General features: G+C 44.9%; 13 protein-coding genes and 2 pseudogenes. 12 read left to right on the top strand and 3 right to left on the bottom strand.

All coding sequences use genetic code 11. The annotated features are described in order from the left end of the window. The first annotated feature begins 3 nt into the window (after positions 1–3). From NSQ57_RS20405 to NSQ57_RS20385, 5 genes are all read left to right on the top strand, one after another. Positions 4–492 (top strand): PspC domain-containing protein, encoded by a 489-nt coding sequence (locus NSQ57_RS20405; RefSeq protein ID WP_029518167.1) that lies wholly within the window; start codon positions 4–6, stop codon positions 490–492. Further along, complete coding sequence (locus tag NSQ57_RS20400) at positions 492–1,196, top strand: PspA/IM30 family protein (protein ID WP_013311895.1); 705 nt, start codon at positions 492–494, stop codon at positions 1,194–1,196. Before NSQ57_RS20405 ends, NSQ57_RS20400 begins: the two co-directional genes overlap by 1 nt. A 149-nt stretch (positions 1,197–1,345) precedes the next feature. Next, positions 1,346–1,993 (top strand): cell wall-active antibiotics response protein LiaF, encoded by a 648-nt coding sequence (gene liaF, locus NSQ57_RS20395; protein ID WP_165148438.1) that lies wholly within the window; start codon positions 1,346–1,348, stop codon positions 1,991–1,993. Between the two features lie 16 nt (positions 1,994–2,009). Then, entirely contained in the window at positions 2,010–3,089 is a 1,080-nt protein-coding gene (locus NSQ57_RS20390) for a sensor histidine kinase (protein ID WP_165148441.1), read from the top strand. Further along, on the top strand, positions 3,067–3,717 hold the full coding sequence (locus NSQ57_RS20385; RefSeq protein ID WP_013372995.1) for a response regulator transcription factor: 651 nt from the start codon (positions 3,067–3,069) through the stop codon (positions 3,715–3,717). Before NSQ57_RS20390 ends, NSQ57_RS20385 begins: the two co-directional genes overlap by 23 nt. Positions 3,718–3,792: 75 nt before the next feature. Here NSQ57_RS20385 and NSQ57_RS20380 read toward each other — a convergent pair whose 3' ends face one another. Continuing rightward, the gene (locus NSQ57_RS20380) at positions 3,793–4,257 is read right to left on the bottom strand and encodes a hypothetical protein (protein ID WP_029518171.1); all 465 of its coding nucleotides are present in this window, start codon (positions 4,255–4,257) and stop codon (positions 3,793–3,795) included. A gap of 247 nt (positions 4,258–4,504) precedes the next feature. On the opposite strand from NSQ57_RS20380, the gene NSQ57_RS20375 reads away from it, so the two are divergent. The 3 genes from NSQ57_RS20375 (at position 4,505) to NSQ57_RS20365 (ending at position 8,901) form a co-directional block, all read left to right on the top strand. Next, positions 4,505–5,269 (top strand): YwmB family TATA-box binding protein, encoded by a 765-nt coding sequence (locus NSQ57_RS20375; protein ID WP_342425223.1) that lies wholly within the window; start codon positions 4,505–4,507, stop codon positions 5,267–5,269. A 187-nt stretch (positions 5,270–5,456) separates the two neighbouring features. After that, a complete protein-coding gene (gene zwf / locus NSQ57_RS20370; protein ID WP_029518173.1) occupies positions 5,457–7,013 on the top strand; it encodes a glucose-6-phosphate dehydrogenase in 1,557 nt (518 codons plus the stop codon). Between the two features lie 307 nt (positions 7,014–7,320). Beyond that, positions 7,321–8,901, top strand: a complete 1,581-nt coding sequence (locus NSQ57_RS20365; RefSeq protein WP_029518174.1) for a peptide chain release factor 3 — start codon at positions 7,321–7,323, stop codon at positions 8,899–8,901. A 151-nt stretch (positions 8,902–9,052) separates the two neighbouring features. On the opposite strand, the gene NSQ57_RS20360 is transcribed toward NSQ57_RS20365, so the two are convergent. Beyond that, on the bottom strand, positions 9,053–9,286 hold the full coding sequence (locus tag NSQ57_RS20360) for a small acid-soluble spore protein SspI (protein WP_016819939.1): 234 nt from the start codon (positions 9,284–9,286) through the stop codon (positions 9,053–9,055). Positions 9,287–9,446: 160 nt separating this feature from the next. On the opposite strand from NSQ57_RS20360, the pseudogene NSQ57_RS20355 reads away from it, so the two are divergent. Together NSQ57_RS20355 and NSQ57_RS20350 are read left to right on the top strand one after the other, a co-directional pair. Continuing rightward, positions 9,447–10,112, top strand: a pseudogene (locus tag NSQ57_RS20355) (TrkA family potassium uptake protein); the annotation flags it as partial. A 77-nt stretch (positions 10,113–10,189) separates the two neighbouring features. Further along, complete coding sequence (locus tag NSQ57_RS20350; RefSeq protein WP_340956799.1) at positions 10,190–10,978, top strand: RNA methyltransferase; 789 nt, start codon at positions 10,190–10,192, stop codon at positions 10,976–10,978. Positions 10,979–11,881: 903 nt separating this feature from the next. Here the strand turns inward: NSQ57_RS20350 and NSQ57_RS20345 are convergent. Then, complete coding sequence (locus tag NSQ57_RS20345; protein WP_342425222.1) at positions 11,882–12,823, bottom strand: zinc-binding dehydrogenase; 942 nt, start codon at positions 12,821–12,823, stop codon at positions 11,882–11,884. A gap of 121 nt (positions 12,824–12,944) precedes the next feature. Here NSQ57_RS20345 and NSQ57_RS20340 point away from each other — a divergent pair, with 121 nt between their 5' ends. Both NSQ57_RS20340 and NSQ57_RS20335 read left to right on the top strand, forming a co-directional pair. After that, positions 12,945–13,823, top strand: coding sequence for a hypothetical protein (locus tag NSQ57_RS20340; protein WP_029518177.1), 879 nt, complete (start codon positions 12,945–12,947; stop codon positions 13,821–13,823). A 1,530-nt stretch (positions 13,824–15,353) separates the two neighbouring features. Then, positions 15,354–16,387, top strand: a pseudogene (locus tag NSQ57_RS20335) (IS3 family transposase); the annotation flags it as partial. Positions 16,388–16,410 lie beyond the last annotated feature (23 nt).

The following is a 16,410-nucleotide window of genomic DNA, read 5'->3' as shown; positions in this document are numbered from 1 at the left end:
ATAATGACCCGAATTTACAGATCAAGCCGGGATAGAGTAATAACAGGTGTATGTGGCGGTCTTTCTGACGCAACAGGAATGGACTCAACATGGATTCGTATTCTGGTTGTGATCAGTTTCTTTATTACAGCAGGAACCACATTTATGATTTATGTGATTGCGGCACTGGTTATCTCCAAGGAGCCGAGATCTCCTTTCGATGGAGGATTTGGCCCTGACAGCGGGCCCTACCATCAACAGGATCCACGCTATTATGGCAGTAACAATACAAGATCGCAGTATGGGCAGGGAACTGGTTACAACCAGGGCGGTGCATATGGCAATTCGAACCCGTTTTTTGGTCAAGATGCCCGCAACTCATCCAAATTTAACACAGGTCAGAACAATGACTTGGATTCCATGATGGAAGATATTGAGAAAAAGGCAATGAAAAAAGAATTGGCAGAGTTACGCAAAAAAGTAGAGCAATTTGAGAAGGGAGATCGTAAATAATGGGGATCTTTAAAAGAATGAAGGATATGACAAGAGCATCGGTGAATGAAGTGTTGGATAAAGTGGAAGATCCGATTATTATGTTGAATCAATATCTGCGCGATATGGAGGCGGAAATTCACGAGGCTGAGGTAACGGTTGCCAAGCAAATGGCGAATGAACGACGTATGAAACAGCGTTTAGAGGAAGCGGTACGTGTATCCAATGAGCGTGAGAAGCAAGCCGAATCCGCATTGCGAAATGGTCAGGAAGAAGTAGCGCGCAAGCTGTTGGGAGAGAAGATTTATTTTGTGCAAAAGCAGGACGAATACCGCGACTTGCATACACAAGCTGAGCTTCAAGCAAAAGAATTAGTACAACAGCTTCACGACATGAAAGATGAGTTCTATAAAATGCGCAACAAGCGCAATGAGTTAGTATCCCGTGCTCAAATGGCGAAAGCCAAAAAGCAAATGTCTCAAATCAATAGTTTGCATACGATTGAAAGTGGGTCTGCTTCATTGGGCTTCCACCGTATGGAAGAAAAAATTATGCAAATGGAAGCTGAAGCTGACGTACTGCGTGCTCCTTACCGTCAAGCTCCAGGAGAAGCATATGTTAATCCGGCTGAGGCTGAAAAACAGTTTAAAGTGGATGAGCAGCTTCAACAGCTTAAGTCCAAAATTCAGACAGGTGTTAAACCAGTCGATATGAAGAAGGACTGACTACTCGGAAACAAGACATTATGATATGCTGTATGGAATGGACATTGGTCGATGATCGTGCCTAATCTGTATGGTTCAGGAAAGCCATATGGCGGAATGTTGCGCCACTATGGCTTTTCCGTCCTGTATAAACAAAAAGGGGGTGCAGCATGGAGAGAAGAAAATCAGCCTTGGCACTGGCAGGGATTGGCATCGGGATTATCATTTTATTCGGTCAGTGGATTGGGTTCCTCTCCGTGGTTGCACTGATTCTAATGTTGGCCGGAATATATAAGATCCGCAATTCCAAAATCAAAAAGGGTTACACGATGCTCGCGATTGGTGCTGGATTGCTAGTGCTGGATCATTTGTTCCTGTTTGTGGTAGTTACACTAGCATCATTAGCTATATTCTATTCACGTTCAAGGAAGCTGCATAAAGGTCAAAGCTCCATATTCAAGCACAATTTTATATCGAATCATAAATGGGATGAAGTGCCGTGGAGCCTGCGTAGCACAAGCATATGGCATGTGGTTGGCGATGTGGATGCCGATCTGACGTTGGCTCTACCAGAGGAACGTGAGTCCGTCATATTTTTACAAGGGATCTTCGGTGACATTGATATCACGCTACCGGATAATTACGGTGTAGAGGTGGAGATGTTCGTCCTGTTCGGACAGATTCAGTTTGACCGGGATCATGAGGCGGGGATGCTCAATCGACTGGTTTGGAAGTCTCCCCATTTTGAGCAGAGTGAATATAAAGTGAAGTTTGTCGTTTCGTACTTGGCGGGCGATGTCCGCGTCCGATTTTATTGAATCAGGAGGAGCCGGGATGAATCATAAAAAAACGTCCAACATGGTAACCCGCAGTATGGGTCAAGGTATCCTCCTGTGTGTTGTTGTAGGCGTAGTTGTCTTTTATATGCTGTATACATATGGATATGTGAAGTCGTTTCCAACCTGGGGAATGATATTGAAAGTTGCAGGAGCCGTTATACTGGTGTTGATTGGTACAGGGGCAATGTACGGATTTTATGAGAGCTACCGCTTTAAAAGCAGACTGGAAATGTTGAGAGAGACGTTGCTGATGTGGGAAAAGGGAACCCCTGCACGTGAGTTGCCGCCCCTAGGGCATGATGAACTTGGTAGACTGGGAGAGCAGCTGGAACGGATTGGACGTAAATGGCAGGAACAAGTTACGTCTTTACAACGCTTATCCACGGATAATGCTCAGTTGGCGGAACAGGCACGGATGACTGCGATTGTGGAGGAGCGGCAGCGGCTGGCCAGAGAGTTGCATGATGCCGTATCACAGCAATTATTTGCTATTTCAATGACCGCGACGGCTGTGGGGAGGACGCTGGATAAGGATTTTGATAAAGCACAGCGTCAAGTTGCACTAATTGAAGAAATGTCTTCTGTGGCACAATCTGAAATGCGGGCGTTACTACTTCATCTACGGCCTGTCTATCTGGAAGGGAAAAGGCTTGAGCAGGGGTTGCGTGATTTGGTACAGGAGTTGCAGGCAAAGGTACCCATGGAGATTGATTTTGAGATTGAAAGCGGAGTACAGTTGGTTAAAGGCATTGAGAACCACTTGTTTCGTATTGTTCAGGAAGCGATGTCTAATACATTGCGCCATGCCAAAGCAACCCGCATGGAAATTCGTATCGTGCAACGCCCGGATTCCATCAGGCTGACGATTCGGGATAACGGTATTGGTTTTGAACTGGATGAGAAAAAGCAGACTTCATATGGATTATCCACCATGCAGGAGCGGGTCAGTGAAATTGGAGGGGCTATTCAGTATATAACGGCTCCGGGAAAAGGTACACGGATTGAGGTGTCCGTGCCAGTTATTAATGATGAAAGCGGAAGGAACGATGATCATGGAAACGGAATTACCGATTAGCGTACTGCTGGTAGACGACCATGAAATGGTACGGATTGGTCTTGCGGCGGTGCTGGGGACGGAAGAAGGTATTGAAGTGGTCGGCGAGGCCGGAAGCGGAGAAGAAGGCATACGGTTGGCTTCTGAATACAAGCCAAATGTGATTTTGATGGATCTGGTCATGGATGGCATGGATGGCATCGAAACGACACGCCAGGTAACTCGTCTGCTTCCAGAGACAAAGGTGATTGTGCTGACGAGTTATTTGGACGATGAGAAAATGTATCCGGTCATTGAGGCAGGGGCATTCAGCTATTTGCTTAAAACGTCTCGCGCTTCCGAAATAGCGGATGCGATCCGTGCAGCTGCACGTGGACAGTCCGTACTAGAGTCACAGGTGGCCTCCAAGATGATGAATCGATTCCGCCAGCCACAGGCTGAAGCGCCCGCCCATACGGAGCTGACTGATCGTGAGATGGAGGTACTTCGCCTGTTGGCACAAGGGAAGTCTAATCAGGATATCGCAGACGAGCTGATTATCGGGATTAAGACGGTAAAATTCCATGTCACGAACCTTCTCGCTAAATTAGGAGTGGAAGACCGTACACAGGCGGCGATCTATGCCTATAAGAACGGATTAGCAGAGTAGAATGTAGAATAAACGAATACAAAGAACCGGAGACGATAATAGTTCTCCGGTTTTTTGTGTTCTATAACAAGGTGTTTAGATCAGGAGGAATAAAAAGGCGATTAAAGCCAGATCTAGTGCAAGCCCTGCACCGTATCCATATCCGCCGTACCCACCGCGATAGCCTGCTCTGCCATTTCCATAACTACTATAGCCATTTCCAGCAAATCCGCCTGCGTCATAAGGAAAGGATGGACTCAGAGGTGCATTGGGCGGCTTAATTAAGGCATTTAGTTTGGCAGAGGTACGAACTTTGTTTTTAGGATTCCTTTTTTTCTTTTTAGAGGAAATCTTTTTAGGGGTTTGTTTTCCTTTGTTACTGTAGCTCCCGGCATAGAGACTGCCAGGAAAGGAGGGTGGATATCCGTTCAACATCAGCTTGCCTTTGCTACACCCACTTAAGATGCCGATGTGTCGTGTACCATCACGCATAACGGCACAGACCAGACGTCCACCATGAGGTGCCACACTGGCTTCATTTACAGGATAAATCGGAAACATGATTTCACCTCTTTTGGTGTAAGATGCATTGTGATCATAGTCTATTCTTACGGTGCCTACGATGTATGGTCGAACACCCAGTAGGCAGATGAATATTTTAGAAGGGCTTTGCCGTATTGCTGTGTGTATAAAACCTCTGACAACGGGAATGCTATTAATAGATTCATAGATTTCAAACCAGCCGAAAAAGAAAGTATCCAGAGCGTAGGTGTGGGAATCGGATGGTTGTGGAGCGGGAGGAACGATAATGCTAAAAGCAGAGTTGATTAAAAAAGGGATCATTACGATTTTGGTATTAGGAACGGTGCTGATACTGGCTGGCTGGCGTTACGGAACCCTTCAGACAAACCGATATGATTCCCGCGAGGCAGAAACGGCTTTACGCTCATTGTTAACCATCTCGGACCAGGCCCCGGGTACGCTGGATAAGCTGGTTGTGAAGTGGCAAGGCGATTGGATTTCTAACCATGAAGAGCCGGCAGATGTAGCGGCACAGATAGCTGATCAGCTGAATATACCCACAGTAAACAAACTCGTGGAAAATGGACACACGGTTTATCGTTCTGTTCGTAATAGTGAGGATCTAAAAATCCGCTTAAATGTAATGGAACGTCAAACTGGGCAATGGTATGTAGTCGTTCAACTGGAGAGCAACGATGCAGGACGTGAGCCGTTGATTCAGCTTCATAAACTCTGTGCTGAGCAATTAAAATCTATGGGGATTCAAGCGCAGTGGAACACGGCCCTTCAGCGTTCGCTGCATACAAAGGAATCCAAAGATCAACTGTTGAAACTGACAGAAGCGAGCTTAACAGGGAATATCTCCATGCAGGCCAAAGAAAGATATACGGATGCGACTACTGTGGCTATATCCTATGAAGCTCCAGAGCTGCCGTTAATGATTCAAAGCGGTGAGCATCAGGTCCAGATGCAGATGGCTGTACATGAAGATAAGGAGCAACAGGATACACGTATAACGCTCGGTTTTCCGCTCATCACGATTGAATACTGACTTATAAGGTAAATTGATGATTCATCGGATAGCTTATCCATGGAGGATATGCTAAAATATCATCAAATCTTTAGTTCCATGTTTTTCGAAAATCAAGTATGATCTTGTATAAATATACACAATACTACATGCGGATTTCGGGGATTGTGGATTGCGGAATCTTGACATGGGAAGAATGAGGTACTACATGGCTGACATACCTGCTAAAGAATCTGTTGTGACGCAAGGCGCAGTTCTGTTTATTTTTGGCGCTACGGGCGATTTGGCTCGTCGCAAGCTTTTTCCTGCTATTTACAGCTTGTACCGCGAAGGCAAGCTTGCTGAGGATTTTGCCGTTATTGGCGTAGCAAGGCGTCCTCGCACAGAGGAAGAATTCCGTAATGACCTGTACGCTTCCATACAGGAGTTTAGTCGCTACAAAGCAGAAAATGATCAAGATTGGCAGGCATTTGCCGAGCATTTTGAATATAAATCGCTTGATATCAACAATGTCGAAGGGTTCCATGAGTTGAGACAGCAGACGGAGTCTATAGAAAGCAAGTTTAACATACCGGGAAATCGGTTGTTTTATTTGGCCTTGGCTCCTGAATTATTCGGAAGCGTGTCTAAGAGCTTGAAAGATGGCGGCATGATGGATGGCAAGGGGTGGAATCGTCTTGTCATTGAGAAGCCATTCGGTTATAACCTCGAATCTGCACAAGAATTGAACGTTGAAATACGAGAAGTATTTGCCGAAGAAGAAATTTATCGAATTGATCACTATCTTGGCAAGGAAATGGTACAAAATATTGAGGTGATCCGCTTCGCGAACGCCTTCTTTGAACCACTGTGGAATAATAAGCATATTGCCAATGTGCAAATTACGCTTAGTGAAACGGTAGGGGTGGAGGAACGCGGAGGTTACTACGATCATTCCGGCGCCTTGCGGGATATGGGACAGAACCATATGCTTCAAATGCTAACGATGATTGCGATGGAGCCACCTAGTCGTTTGTTGCCTGAGGATATCCGTGATGAAAAGGTGAAAGTGCTGCGTTCGCTGCGCCCTTTTGAAACGTCTGACGATGTGAAAACCAATGTGGTGCGTGGTCAATACATCGAAGGCAGTTATCGCGGTCAGCAGTTGCCGGGATATCGCCAAGAAGACAAGGTTGATCCGCAGTCAAACACAGAGACTTATTTTGCCTCACGCGTGTTTGTTGATAATTTCCGTTGGGCTGGCGTACCGTTCTATATTCGTACGGGCAAACGTCTCCCTGTAAAAACAACGGAGATTGTTGTGGAATTTAAGAGCATGCCAACGAACGTGTACCTCGGTCAAAAGCATAAGCTGGAACCGAACTTGCTCGTAATTCGGGTCAATCCAATGGAGGGCATTTACATTAAAATTAATGCCAAGAAACCTGGCTCGGAATCAGATATTGAGCCATTGGCTATGGATTTTTGCCAAAGCTGTATGGTGGGTATCAACTCACCGGAGGCTTATGAACGGTTGCTGATGGATGCCATTGAGGGTGATTCGACGTACTTCACGCGTTGGGATGAGGTTGCCACGGCATGGGGATTCGTCGATCGAATCGCCAAAGCATGGCAGCAGACCCCGGATACGCTGGAAACCTATGCTGCAGGCTCATGGGGACCGGAAGGTGCACACAAGCTATTGGAGCAGGATGGCTTCAAGTGGTGGCCGGTTAGCGGTCAGGATGAAGATAATGTCATCTGGCGAGTAGGCGGCGTTCAGTAATCCCGTTTTGTCCTGCATCCCCCTATGTCCTGTTTAGGACGTAAGGGGATGCTTTGCGTTCGGAGTGTGCTATAATAGCTTAGTCTCAGGTTTTCAGTTTGCAACTGATTATAAGTTAAAGGCAGGCTAAAACATGTAAATAGATCGTATTTATAATGAATATGGTAACGGGGTACGCCGAATAATGGGGCTAACGGCAATGAGCCGATAGAGCCGATGATTTTATGAAAACAGGCGTGCATCATGGCCTTTTTATGAATAGCTTGAGCAGGAATGCAATGGATTTGATCATGAAGGGATATGTGAAATGAGTAAAACAACAGATATACTTCAACAGGAAGTCGACAAACGGCGTACGTTTGCGATTATTTCTCACCCGGATGCGGGTAAAACGACACTGACGGAAAAGCTGCTGCTGTTCGGGGGCGCGATTCGTCTTGCTGGTTCAGTTAAAGCGCGTAAAGCAAGCAAACACGCCACGAGTGACTGGATGGAGATTGAAAAACAGCGGGGGATCTCTGTAACATCCTCAGTGATGCAATTTGATTATAATGGTCACCGCATCAACATTCTGGACACGCCAGGTCACCAGGATTTCAGTGAAGACACGTATCGTACATTAACAGCAGCAGATAGTGCAGTCATGCTGATTGACGTAGCGAAAGGTGTGGAAGCGCAAACGATTAAGCTGTTTCAAGTTTGTGCGAAGCGTGGAATTCCGATTTTCACCTTCATTAACAAACTGGATCGTGAGGGACGCAGTCCTTTTGATTTGATGGAGGAGTTGGAGCAGGTACTTGGCATCCGTTCGGTGCCTATGAATTGGCCGATTGGTACAGGACGCGAGCTGTGCGGTGTCTATGACCGTGTCAAAAATCAGGTCGAGCTGTTTCAGGGAGATGACCATTCCACGATTAAAGTACAAAAAGTGGAAGATTACAATGATCCGATCATTCGTGAGATGGCGGGCGAATATTTGCATGACCAATTATGCCAAGACTTGGAGTTGCTTGATGTCGCGGGTGACCCTTTTGACATGGAGAAAGTACAGCGCGGAGAATTAACACCGGTATTCTTCGGCAGTGCGATTAATAATTTTGGTGTACAAACATTTTTGGAAAACTTCCTTCAGCTTGCTCCTAAACCGGAGCCACGCCGTAGTACAGCTGGGGAAATTGAGCCAACAAACGAAAAGTTTACTGGCTATGTATTTAAAATTCAGGCGAACATGAACCCGGCTCACCGTGACCGTATTGCATTTTTGCGTATTGTATCTGGTAAGTTTCAACGCGGGATGAGTGTTAAGCATGTACGTATGGGCAAGGAGATTAAGCTGTCTCAGCCACAGCAGTTCCTGGCACAGGACCGTGATATTGTCGAGGAGGCTTTTCCTGGCGATATTATTGGATTGTTTGACCCGGGTATTTTCCGTATTGGTGATTCACTCAGCCAAGGTAGCGAGGTTGTGTTTGATGAATTGCCGACCTTCTCGCCTGAGATTTTTGCCAAGGTAACGGTGAAAAATGCCTTGAAGCACAAACAGTATCTGAAGGGTATTGACCAGTTGACCGAGGAAGGTATGATTCAGGTTTTCCGTACGGTAAGCTTTGACGATACGCTATTAGGTGTTGTCGGCCAACTGCAATTTGAAGTATTTGAGTACCGCATGAAGGGTGAGTATGGAGTTGATGTACAGCTTCAGCGTATGCCATTCCAATTTGCACGTTGGATTGTGGATGAGCAGATTGACCCGAGCAAGTTCCGTATTAACTCTACGCTGGTAAAGGATAAGAAGGGCAATTATGTCGCCTTGTTCGAAAACGAGTATGCCATGCGTACGGCTATGGAGAAAAACCCGACAGCTAAGTTTCTAGAAATGGCTCCGTAAGATTGAATAAGCAGAACAGTTTGATCTCAGTCATTTAGTGTATACAACGAATAGTCCACTCGATGTGAATGCGAGTGGACTATTCTCATTTTCGAATACGGGTAAAATAATGAGCACAATTAAATTGGAACAAAAAGTTAAATAGCTAGAGTTAGGTTAAAGGCACGGGTTTGATTTTATCGATTTGTTCATGTGCCAAATGGACGAAATCGTGCTGTTGGTTTGGGCTCATATGCTTCCAAGCGATTTCAAGAATGACACCCAATCCAGGCAGAGCGGCTTCAGGTCCGTCCACTGACCCAATAATCATATCCGTAAGATCAGCTTCTGATTTGCCGTGTACTTTGTGAACAATTGCTTGTCGTAAATCCATTGTAATGGGCATGTGTACCTCCCGTATGTTGTAGTAGTGATCGAATGTATTATGGCTTGGGCTGTTGTCCAGTATACATGGAGAAGCATTTGGCATAAGTATGTCAAAATTTATGTTTGTAGCATGATATGCTATACTATGACGGACAGTATGGTGATCGGGAGGTAAAGAAGGAATGGCAAAAAAACAGTATGCGGTCATTGGCATGGGACGTTTTGGTTCCAGTGTTGCCAGTGCGCTGAGTGAGATGGGTTTTGATGTGCTGGCTATTGACTCGGACGAGCAGCGTACACAGGAAATGTCGAATATAGTGACGCATGCGGTGTCTGCCGACTCGACGGATGAGGAAGCGCTGCGAGCGCTGGGTATCCGTAATTTTGACGTAATCGTAGTTGCGATTGGCGAAGATATACAGGCCAGTATTCTGACGACATTGATTCTCAAGGACATGGGCGTACCAGCTCTTGTGGTCAAGGCACAAAATGAGCTGCATGGAAAAGTGTTGCAAAAGATAGGTGCAGATAAAGTCGTTTATCCTGAACGGGATATGGGGTTACGGGTAGCCCATCATTTGACATCCCCCAACATTTTGGATTATATCGAGCTGTCCAAGGACTACAGTATTTTGGAGATGAGAGCCGCCGATTCCATGATTGGAAAAAACCTGAAAGAGTTAGACATACGTGCACGCTTCGGCTGCAATGTGATGGCGATTCGCAGAAATCAGGAAATGAACATTTCACCTTATGCCGAGGATCGTCTGGAGCCGGGTGATGTACTGGTCATTGTGGGCCACAAGGATGACCTGACCAAGCTGGAGCTGGCATTTGCAGCCTAATGAGGGCTTGTGTTCAAGTGCAAGTGATACATCATTTATTTTTATTGAAACGGACAAAGAAACGGAAGGTTAAACGAATGGAAATCATTTCACCGAATAATGCGCGTGTAAAAGAGTGGGCGCAACTGCTGGAGAAAAAGCATCGCACACGGCAGCATAAATATATTGTCGAGGGTATTCATCTGGTGCAGGAAGCGCTGCGTTCGGACGCGGCTGTCGAAACCGTCGCCTATGATTTGGACAAGGGCATTCCCGCCGAGCTGAATGGCCTGGATCCAGCAGACCAGCCGGTGGAATGGGTTCCCGTGTCAGCGGCGGTCATTGCAAAATGCACCGATACGAAGACGCCGCAGTCGGTCTTTGCCATCGTGCGTAAGGAGGAGCGCAGCGCATTCCAGGCATTGCTGGAGCAGCCGGATGCACTGGTAATGGTGCTGGACGGGGTGCAGGACCCCGGCAATGTAGGCACTATCATCCGCAGCGCGGACGCTGCTGGAGCCGCAGGCGTAATATTGGGTCATGGCTGCGCCGACCTGTACAATCCCAAAACGATCCGCTCCACGATGGGATCGTTGTTTCACCTGCCGGTGATTGAAGGCAGTCTGGAGGAGCTTTTGCCGCAGGCCAAAAGTAAAGGTGCCCGCTTGCTCAGCACCTCGTTGGATGCGAGCTTGTCATGCTATACCATAGATTTGCGTGCTTCCACTTGGCTTGTGATCGGAAACGAAGGCCAAGGTATTTCTGCTGCTACCGCGCGCATGGTGGATGAGTCGGTATTCATTCCGATGCAGGGGCAAGCGGAATCACTGAACGCGGCGATGGCTTCTACGGTGCTGTTATTTGAGGCCATGAGACAACGAAACTAAGAGAGTGAACATGGGGCTGTGGTTTATAACATCAATTGAGACTGTTTATACCATCTAAATGAGACAGTCAATGTCCCCGAAAACCCAATAAAACCGGTAATTAAGGCTAACCAAATACAAAATTATCTGTTAATGATTAATCTAAGTTTTCTTATTTTATGGTGAAAAAGGACAGAAAATTTTTTATAACAAGAAGTAAGACAAACATTATCTAAAGGGAAAATAACCTCTTCTCGGCTACAATAAAATTTTGTTATATATATTCTTACCTACAGGACATTTTAATATCTAACCTAAACAGTCCCGATGAAAAGCTTTCTATTTCGGGGCTGTTTTTACGTTATAGATGGTAGGTGAAATGATAACCCGTTTTTGGGAAATTGCTATTCCCATTCAAATCTCTTTCTGCTTTTTGGAGGATTACATCCGTCGATACTCAGGCAAAGTTTGTCTTTAGCTTTCGAGGATATTTAGATAATTAGCAAACCTGTTTTTAGATTGTATTGTTAAGCTGAGGCGAAACGGTACCCATCATTTATCTCATTTGTTGATTAATTCTGAGAAATATTAAATTGATATTGTCCGAAGAAAATAAAGTGTTAGACTGAAAAATAAAGTACCAGACTTAGAAAATAAAGTATTAGACTGGTGAGCATTTCATTAAGCCAACTGGCAGAATAGTGAGAGAAAATGAACATTCTTAAAGCGGTGCCACTGAGGGCAGAGGAATAACTGTGTTGATATTAAAGCTGGATGGATTACTATACGAAATATAAAGGTCAAATAGCCGGGTTCATTGAAAGGCAGCGGTACTCCCACTCAAACGAGTAAGGGTGTACTACTGCCGTTTCTTTTTCAGATTCGTTTTTAGATTCCTGGGATTATAGTTGCAAACTTATATAATCAATCTAAGTGAAGCACGGCTTTGCCCGAGAATTTCCGTTCCATAAGATTACGGGCAACGGTGTCAATTTCGGTCCAAGGCGCCTCCACTTGGATTCGTGGGATTAACCGCTCATCTGTGACCAGCCGGGCCAGCAAACTCAGATCGTCCGCGGCTGATTGACGAGTGAGTTCCTCACCTAAAAAGAAGCTGTACAAGGTTCTTCCTCCGCTGGTCACCATATTCTTCATATCGATCATTACGGTATTTGAAGAGGAAAATCCTACCGCAACGCAAATCCCTTGGGGCGCTAGCTGCGGCAGCAACGCCGCCAGTGCATTGCCGCCTACTGAATCGATGATCAGATCGTACGGCCCAAATTTGCTAGCTGATGAAATTGCGGAATATCCAATGATCACTTCGTCGGATCCGACCTCCCGAACAAGCTCAGCCTTCTCTTCCGTGCTTGCCGTACCTACAACGTATGCGCCGGATTGGACTGCAAGCTGATGGGCGAATAACCCAACTCCGCCGCTAGAGCCTGTAATGAAAATCCGTTTGCCAAGCAGCATGCCGCCTTTTCGAAGTGCATAAAGAGCCGTGAGCCCTGCTACGGGGAGGGTAGCCGCCTCCGTAAAAGTGAGTTTGTCTGGGATTTCGGCCAACAACGATACGGGAGCAGCCACTTGCTCGCTCCAGGCTCCCATCGGGAGCAAACCAACAACCCTGGCCCCTTTTTGCGGTCCTGCGCCGTTCTCTGCCGGCTCGATGACAATCCCGGCGAAATCCCAGCCAGGACGGCTAGAAATTTCCTGATTTTTAGCGTCACTCACTTCACCGCGGTTGAGTGAGACGGCCTTCACTTGCACAAGCGCTTCCCATGGCTTAGGCTGCGGGGCGTCAACTTCCTTGAAGGCCAAAAGAGACGGGGCATGCGGATCAACAACAATAGTACGAATCATATCGGTTTTCCTCCATGTTGGTTATGGTCATTAGATGACCTTCATTTCAATGAGGAGTATACTTTAAATAAAGGTTCGGCCCAAGTGCAGAACTACACTTCATAAGAGAAGGGAAGAGAAGATGGATATAGATACGGAGAATTCCAGACATAGAATCGTAATGGGAGAAATTGAAGCCCTGCGGATAAAACGCCAGCAAAAGCTTGTCGATCAACCTCAACCGTCCTTGAAACGATTTACTCAACAAGAGCTAAACGACGAGGCTTTTCCTTCGTATAAAAATTTGCTGGTTGGACGTACCCGCCGCATACCGACCCGCCAGACGATAATAAATATTGCAGAATATCTTGAGTGTACATCCAACGAGCGTAACGATTTGCTTTTGGCAGCCGGTTTTCTTCCAATTCAGACCGAATTGTATGGACGGTCGTTGGAGCGTGCATTAGAGTGGGCTCAGCAAACGATGAGGAGTATTCCTTTTCCCGCCATGGTCGTAACACATACTCAGGACATCAAGGGATTAAATGAGCCGTTTCATCAATTGTTCGAAATCCCTCTCGACCGTTCATATGACGGTTTAATGAATAGGGTCGATTTACATTTTAATTCTGGTTTTCCTATCCGGTCCCGCTCCACGTTTGACAAGGCGTCGTTTAAGCAGTGGGAGGAGCACATCATAAACGGAATACAAGCCTTTAAGAGTGAGCACATGCTCTCGCGTTATGATGCGTGGTATCAAAAATTGCTGGATAGAGTTCAGAAATATAACGCGTGCGAATATCTGAGTGTGCCGGATGTAGGGGGAAATGTTGATCAAATACAAACAATTCTAGCCAGAATGGAAAGCTCCGGAGACCTTATTCCCGTACGCTACAGACAGGTTTCGATTTCCGCAGGCGGCCGCTTATATCCGCAAATTGAGGTTTTCCTGCCAGTAGATTCTGCTGCGCGCACAGTTTTCGAGAACCTGGGATGTCCAGCTGATTGTGCATTTGTCTAATCCGACACTTACAAGAGGATGGAATCGAAAAGTTATTGGTAGCTGATAATTCAGAATAGGTGGTTGTTAGTTGAATGACAACAGCGGCAGTCTAAGGCTTTATTTATCAAGTCTTGGTCTGCCGCTGCTTTATATTAATTGTTCAGTCGAAAACCTATTTTTCAAAAGCTGACGATTCTTCAGTTCAAAAACCTCGCTAAATCAACAACTCTAGTCTAATACTTTATTTTCACCGAACAGATATCATATGTCTATTTCGTTTGCTATATGGCTATGCTGGTTATAAAATAAAAAGGGAGGAGATTAAGATTAATTATAAAGATATATATAATTTACATATTCAGCTTCTTAATGTATATGAGAGGAACCAAAAGGATCGCCATCCTTATCAAAAGGATATTAATTTTATTATCGACAGCTTAATTTTTTTTGTGAAGATATTGTACAAAAGATTTTTGTTTTAAACCAACTAATAAAAATTTATGAAAAGAATAGAGAGCCTCAAATTAAGTGGTGTTCAGATACTTATTATTCAAAACAAAATGAAGATATTGAAAAAGAACAGGTTGAAAGATGGTAAGACCAGTAGTGGTTTCATTTCATCGTAATTGAAAATATGGTTCTACATGTAATGAATGGATTCATACTTTGATTTATCTCTTGTTTCACGAGTAAACCCTAACTAAAATAATGAATTAACAGCTTCATTATCTAGAATAATGTTCGAATATGGGGACTGTTATAGAAATTCACAACAAAAATTACCGCTAGCAGCAGGCAAAATTGCTGCCTAAGAGCCTGTTTCAGTAAGCACTCACCATAGTTTAGACCTGCGGGAGAAGTTTCTCGTATGCAAAAAGATTGGATCGGATCCACAACGATCTAGAAGGGTGATAGATCAATTCATCGCTTATAAATGGGCGAAAGATTTGGCTCTTCAACAACACACTGCGAGTGCGAAAAAAAGTACTCTAATTTAGAGTGGGATTTGACAGCCAAGGAAACAGTTTGTTTCTGTTCCACTATTTGATGTACCTGTTTGTGCTGTTTCCCCAATTCCTGGATATTGGAGATCGAAAAGCATTTGATTTCCTTGTTGCCACTTTTTCAAACTTGGATATATTCTAGCTCTTCTCCCATCTGATTTATAGATAGGGGCTATTTGGCGTTTTTACGTATCCCGAAACTCAAGGAAAACTCGTTTATTAGTGCAATTCTTAGGAGAAGAAATGTTTAAAAAGAAATTGATACTGAAAAGAATGAATAAATGTTTAATTTCCTGGTAAGGATGATAATAAATCTATCATTTTTATGAGTTTTTTTACTCTGTTTTATCCTTAGGTAGTTATAAACATGGAGATTTAATATTCGGCATTGGCGTGCTTTTTTAGGGGGGCTAATGAAGAAGGAAGAAATAATCAGCTATCTATTAGATGATTTTTCCCAAGGGTGGATCGGCTACACTTAGTTGGGCAATAAAAATGAGGGCTTGTAGAATAAACCTATTATCCTAAGGAGCGGATTTCTACAATGCCAAAACAACAACGACGTACCTTTACAGCAGAGTTCAAGAAGCAAATGGTGCTATTATATGAGAACGGAAAGTCCAGAGCGGATCTGGTGGAGGAATATGACCTCACCGCCTCGGCTTTGGATCGCTGGATTAAACAAGGCCAAACGACAGACTCTTTCTCAGAGAAGGACAATCGCTCGCCAGAAGAGAATGAGCTAATCACTTTACGCAAAGAAGTTCAACGCCTCAAAATGGAAAATGATATTTTAAAGCAAGCCGCGCTGATCATGGGACGAAAGTAGCTATCATTCAGAATAATCGGGATAAATACTCGGTATCAGCATTGTGTGACGTCCTGCAAATCGCAAGAAGTACGTTTTACTATGAAGCCAACGAAGAGTCGCCAGAAGACGAAGTGACCACAGCCATTGTGGACATTTTTCACAAAAATCGAAAAGCCTCGAAAGATTAAAGTTAAGCTTCACGAGCGAGGGCTCGTGGTTTCCAGACGTCGAATCGGTCGGATCATGAAAGAGCAGGGACTGGTTTCGACATACACTGTGGCACAATATAAGCCCATAAAGCCGCTTGTAATGAAGCGGCTATAGCCAATACACTGAACTGCAAGTTCAACCAAACGGAAAGCAAACGTGTGGTGGTCAGTGATCTAACCTATGTGAAAGTCCAGAACGAGTGGCACTATATTTGTGTGCTTATCGATCTGTTCAATCGAGAAATGATCGGTCATAGTGCTGGCCCTAATAAGGATGCAGCACTGATTTCTCGCGCCTTTGCGACCGTGAAAGGCGATCTGCATCAGATTCAGTGGTTTCATACTGACCGTGGCAGCGAGTTCAAAAATCAAAAGATGAATGAGCTTTTAGAGACGTTTGAAATCGGTCGATCGCTGAGTGCGAAAGGGTGTCCGTATGACAACGCCGTGGCCGAAGCCACCTATAAGATCATGAAAACGGAGTTCGTGAACCAGATGAACTTTCAAAATCTTCGTCATTTGAAGTTGGAATTATACGATTATGTTCATTGGTTCAACCAGCATCGAACTGATAGAAGATC

It is taken from the genome of Paenibacillus sp. FSL L8-0502 (assembly GCF_038593055.1).
In the GTDB taxonomy this organism is placed as follows: Bacteria; Bacillota; Bacilli; order Paenibacillales; family Paenibacillaceae; genus Paenibacillus; species Paenibacillus polymyxa_D.
The sequence above is the reverse complement of the archived record's forward strand: the minus strand, read 5'-3'. Positions and strand labels throughout refer to the sequence as shown.

What these genes read in the sequence shown, in the direction of transcription:
- NSQ57_RS20405 (WP_029518167.1), top strand. Translation starts at nt 4, where the DNA reads ATGACCCGAATTTACAGATCAAGCCGGGATAGAGTAATAACAGGTGTA.
- NSQ57_RS20400 (WP_013311895.1), top strand. Translation starts at nt 492, where the DNA reads ATGGGGATCTTTAAAAGAATGAAGGATATGACAAGAGCATCGGTGAAT.
- liaF (WP_165148438.1), top strand. Translation starts at nt 1,346, where the DNA reads ATGGAGAGAAGAAAATCAGCCTTGGCACTGGCAGGGATTGGCATCGGG.
- NSQ57_RS20390 (WP_165148441.1), top strand. Translation starts at nt 2,010, where the DNA reads ATGAATCATAAAAAAACGTCCAACATGGTAACCCGCAGTATGGGTCAA.
- NSQ57_RS20385 (WP_013372995.1), top strand. Translation starts at nt 3,067, where the DNA reads ATGGAAACGGAATTACCGATTAGCGTACTGCTGGTAGACGACCATGAA.
- NSQ57_RS20380 (WP_029518171.1), bottom strand. Translation starts at nt 4,257, where the DNA reads ATGTTTCCGATTTATCCTGTAAATGAAGCCAGTGTGGCACCTCATGGT.
- NSQ57_RS20375 (WP_342425223.1), top strand. Translation starts at nt 4,505, where the DNA reads ATGCTAAAAGCAGAGTTGATTAAAAAAGGGATCATTACGATTTTGGTA.
- zwf (WP_029518173.1), top strand. Translation starts at nt 5,457, where the DNA reads ATGGCTGACATACCTGCTAAAGAATCTGTTGTGACGCAAGGCGCAGTT.
- NSQ57_RS20365 (WP_029518174.1), top strand. Translation starts at nt 7,321, where the DNA reads ATGAGTAAAACAACAGATATACTTCAACAGGAAGTCGACAAACGGCGT.
- NSQ57_RS20360 (WP_016819939.1), bottom strand. Translation starts at nt 9,286, where the DNA reads ATGCCCATTACAATGGATTTACGACAAGCAATTGTTCACAAAGTACAC.
- NSQ57_RS20350 (WP_340956799.1), top strand. Translation starts at nt 10,190, where the DNA reads ATGGAAATCATTTCACCGAATAATGCGCGTGTAAAAGAGTGGGCGCAA.
- NSQ57_RS20345 (WP_342425222.1), bottom strand. Translation starts at nt 12,823, where the DNA reads ATGATTCGTACTATTGTTGTTGATCCGCATGCCCCGTCTCTTTTGGCC.
- NSQ57_RS20340 (WP_029518177.1), top strand. Translation starts at nt 12,945, where the DNA reads ATGGATATAGATACGGAGAATTCCAGACATAGAATCGTAATGGGAGAA.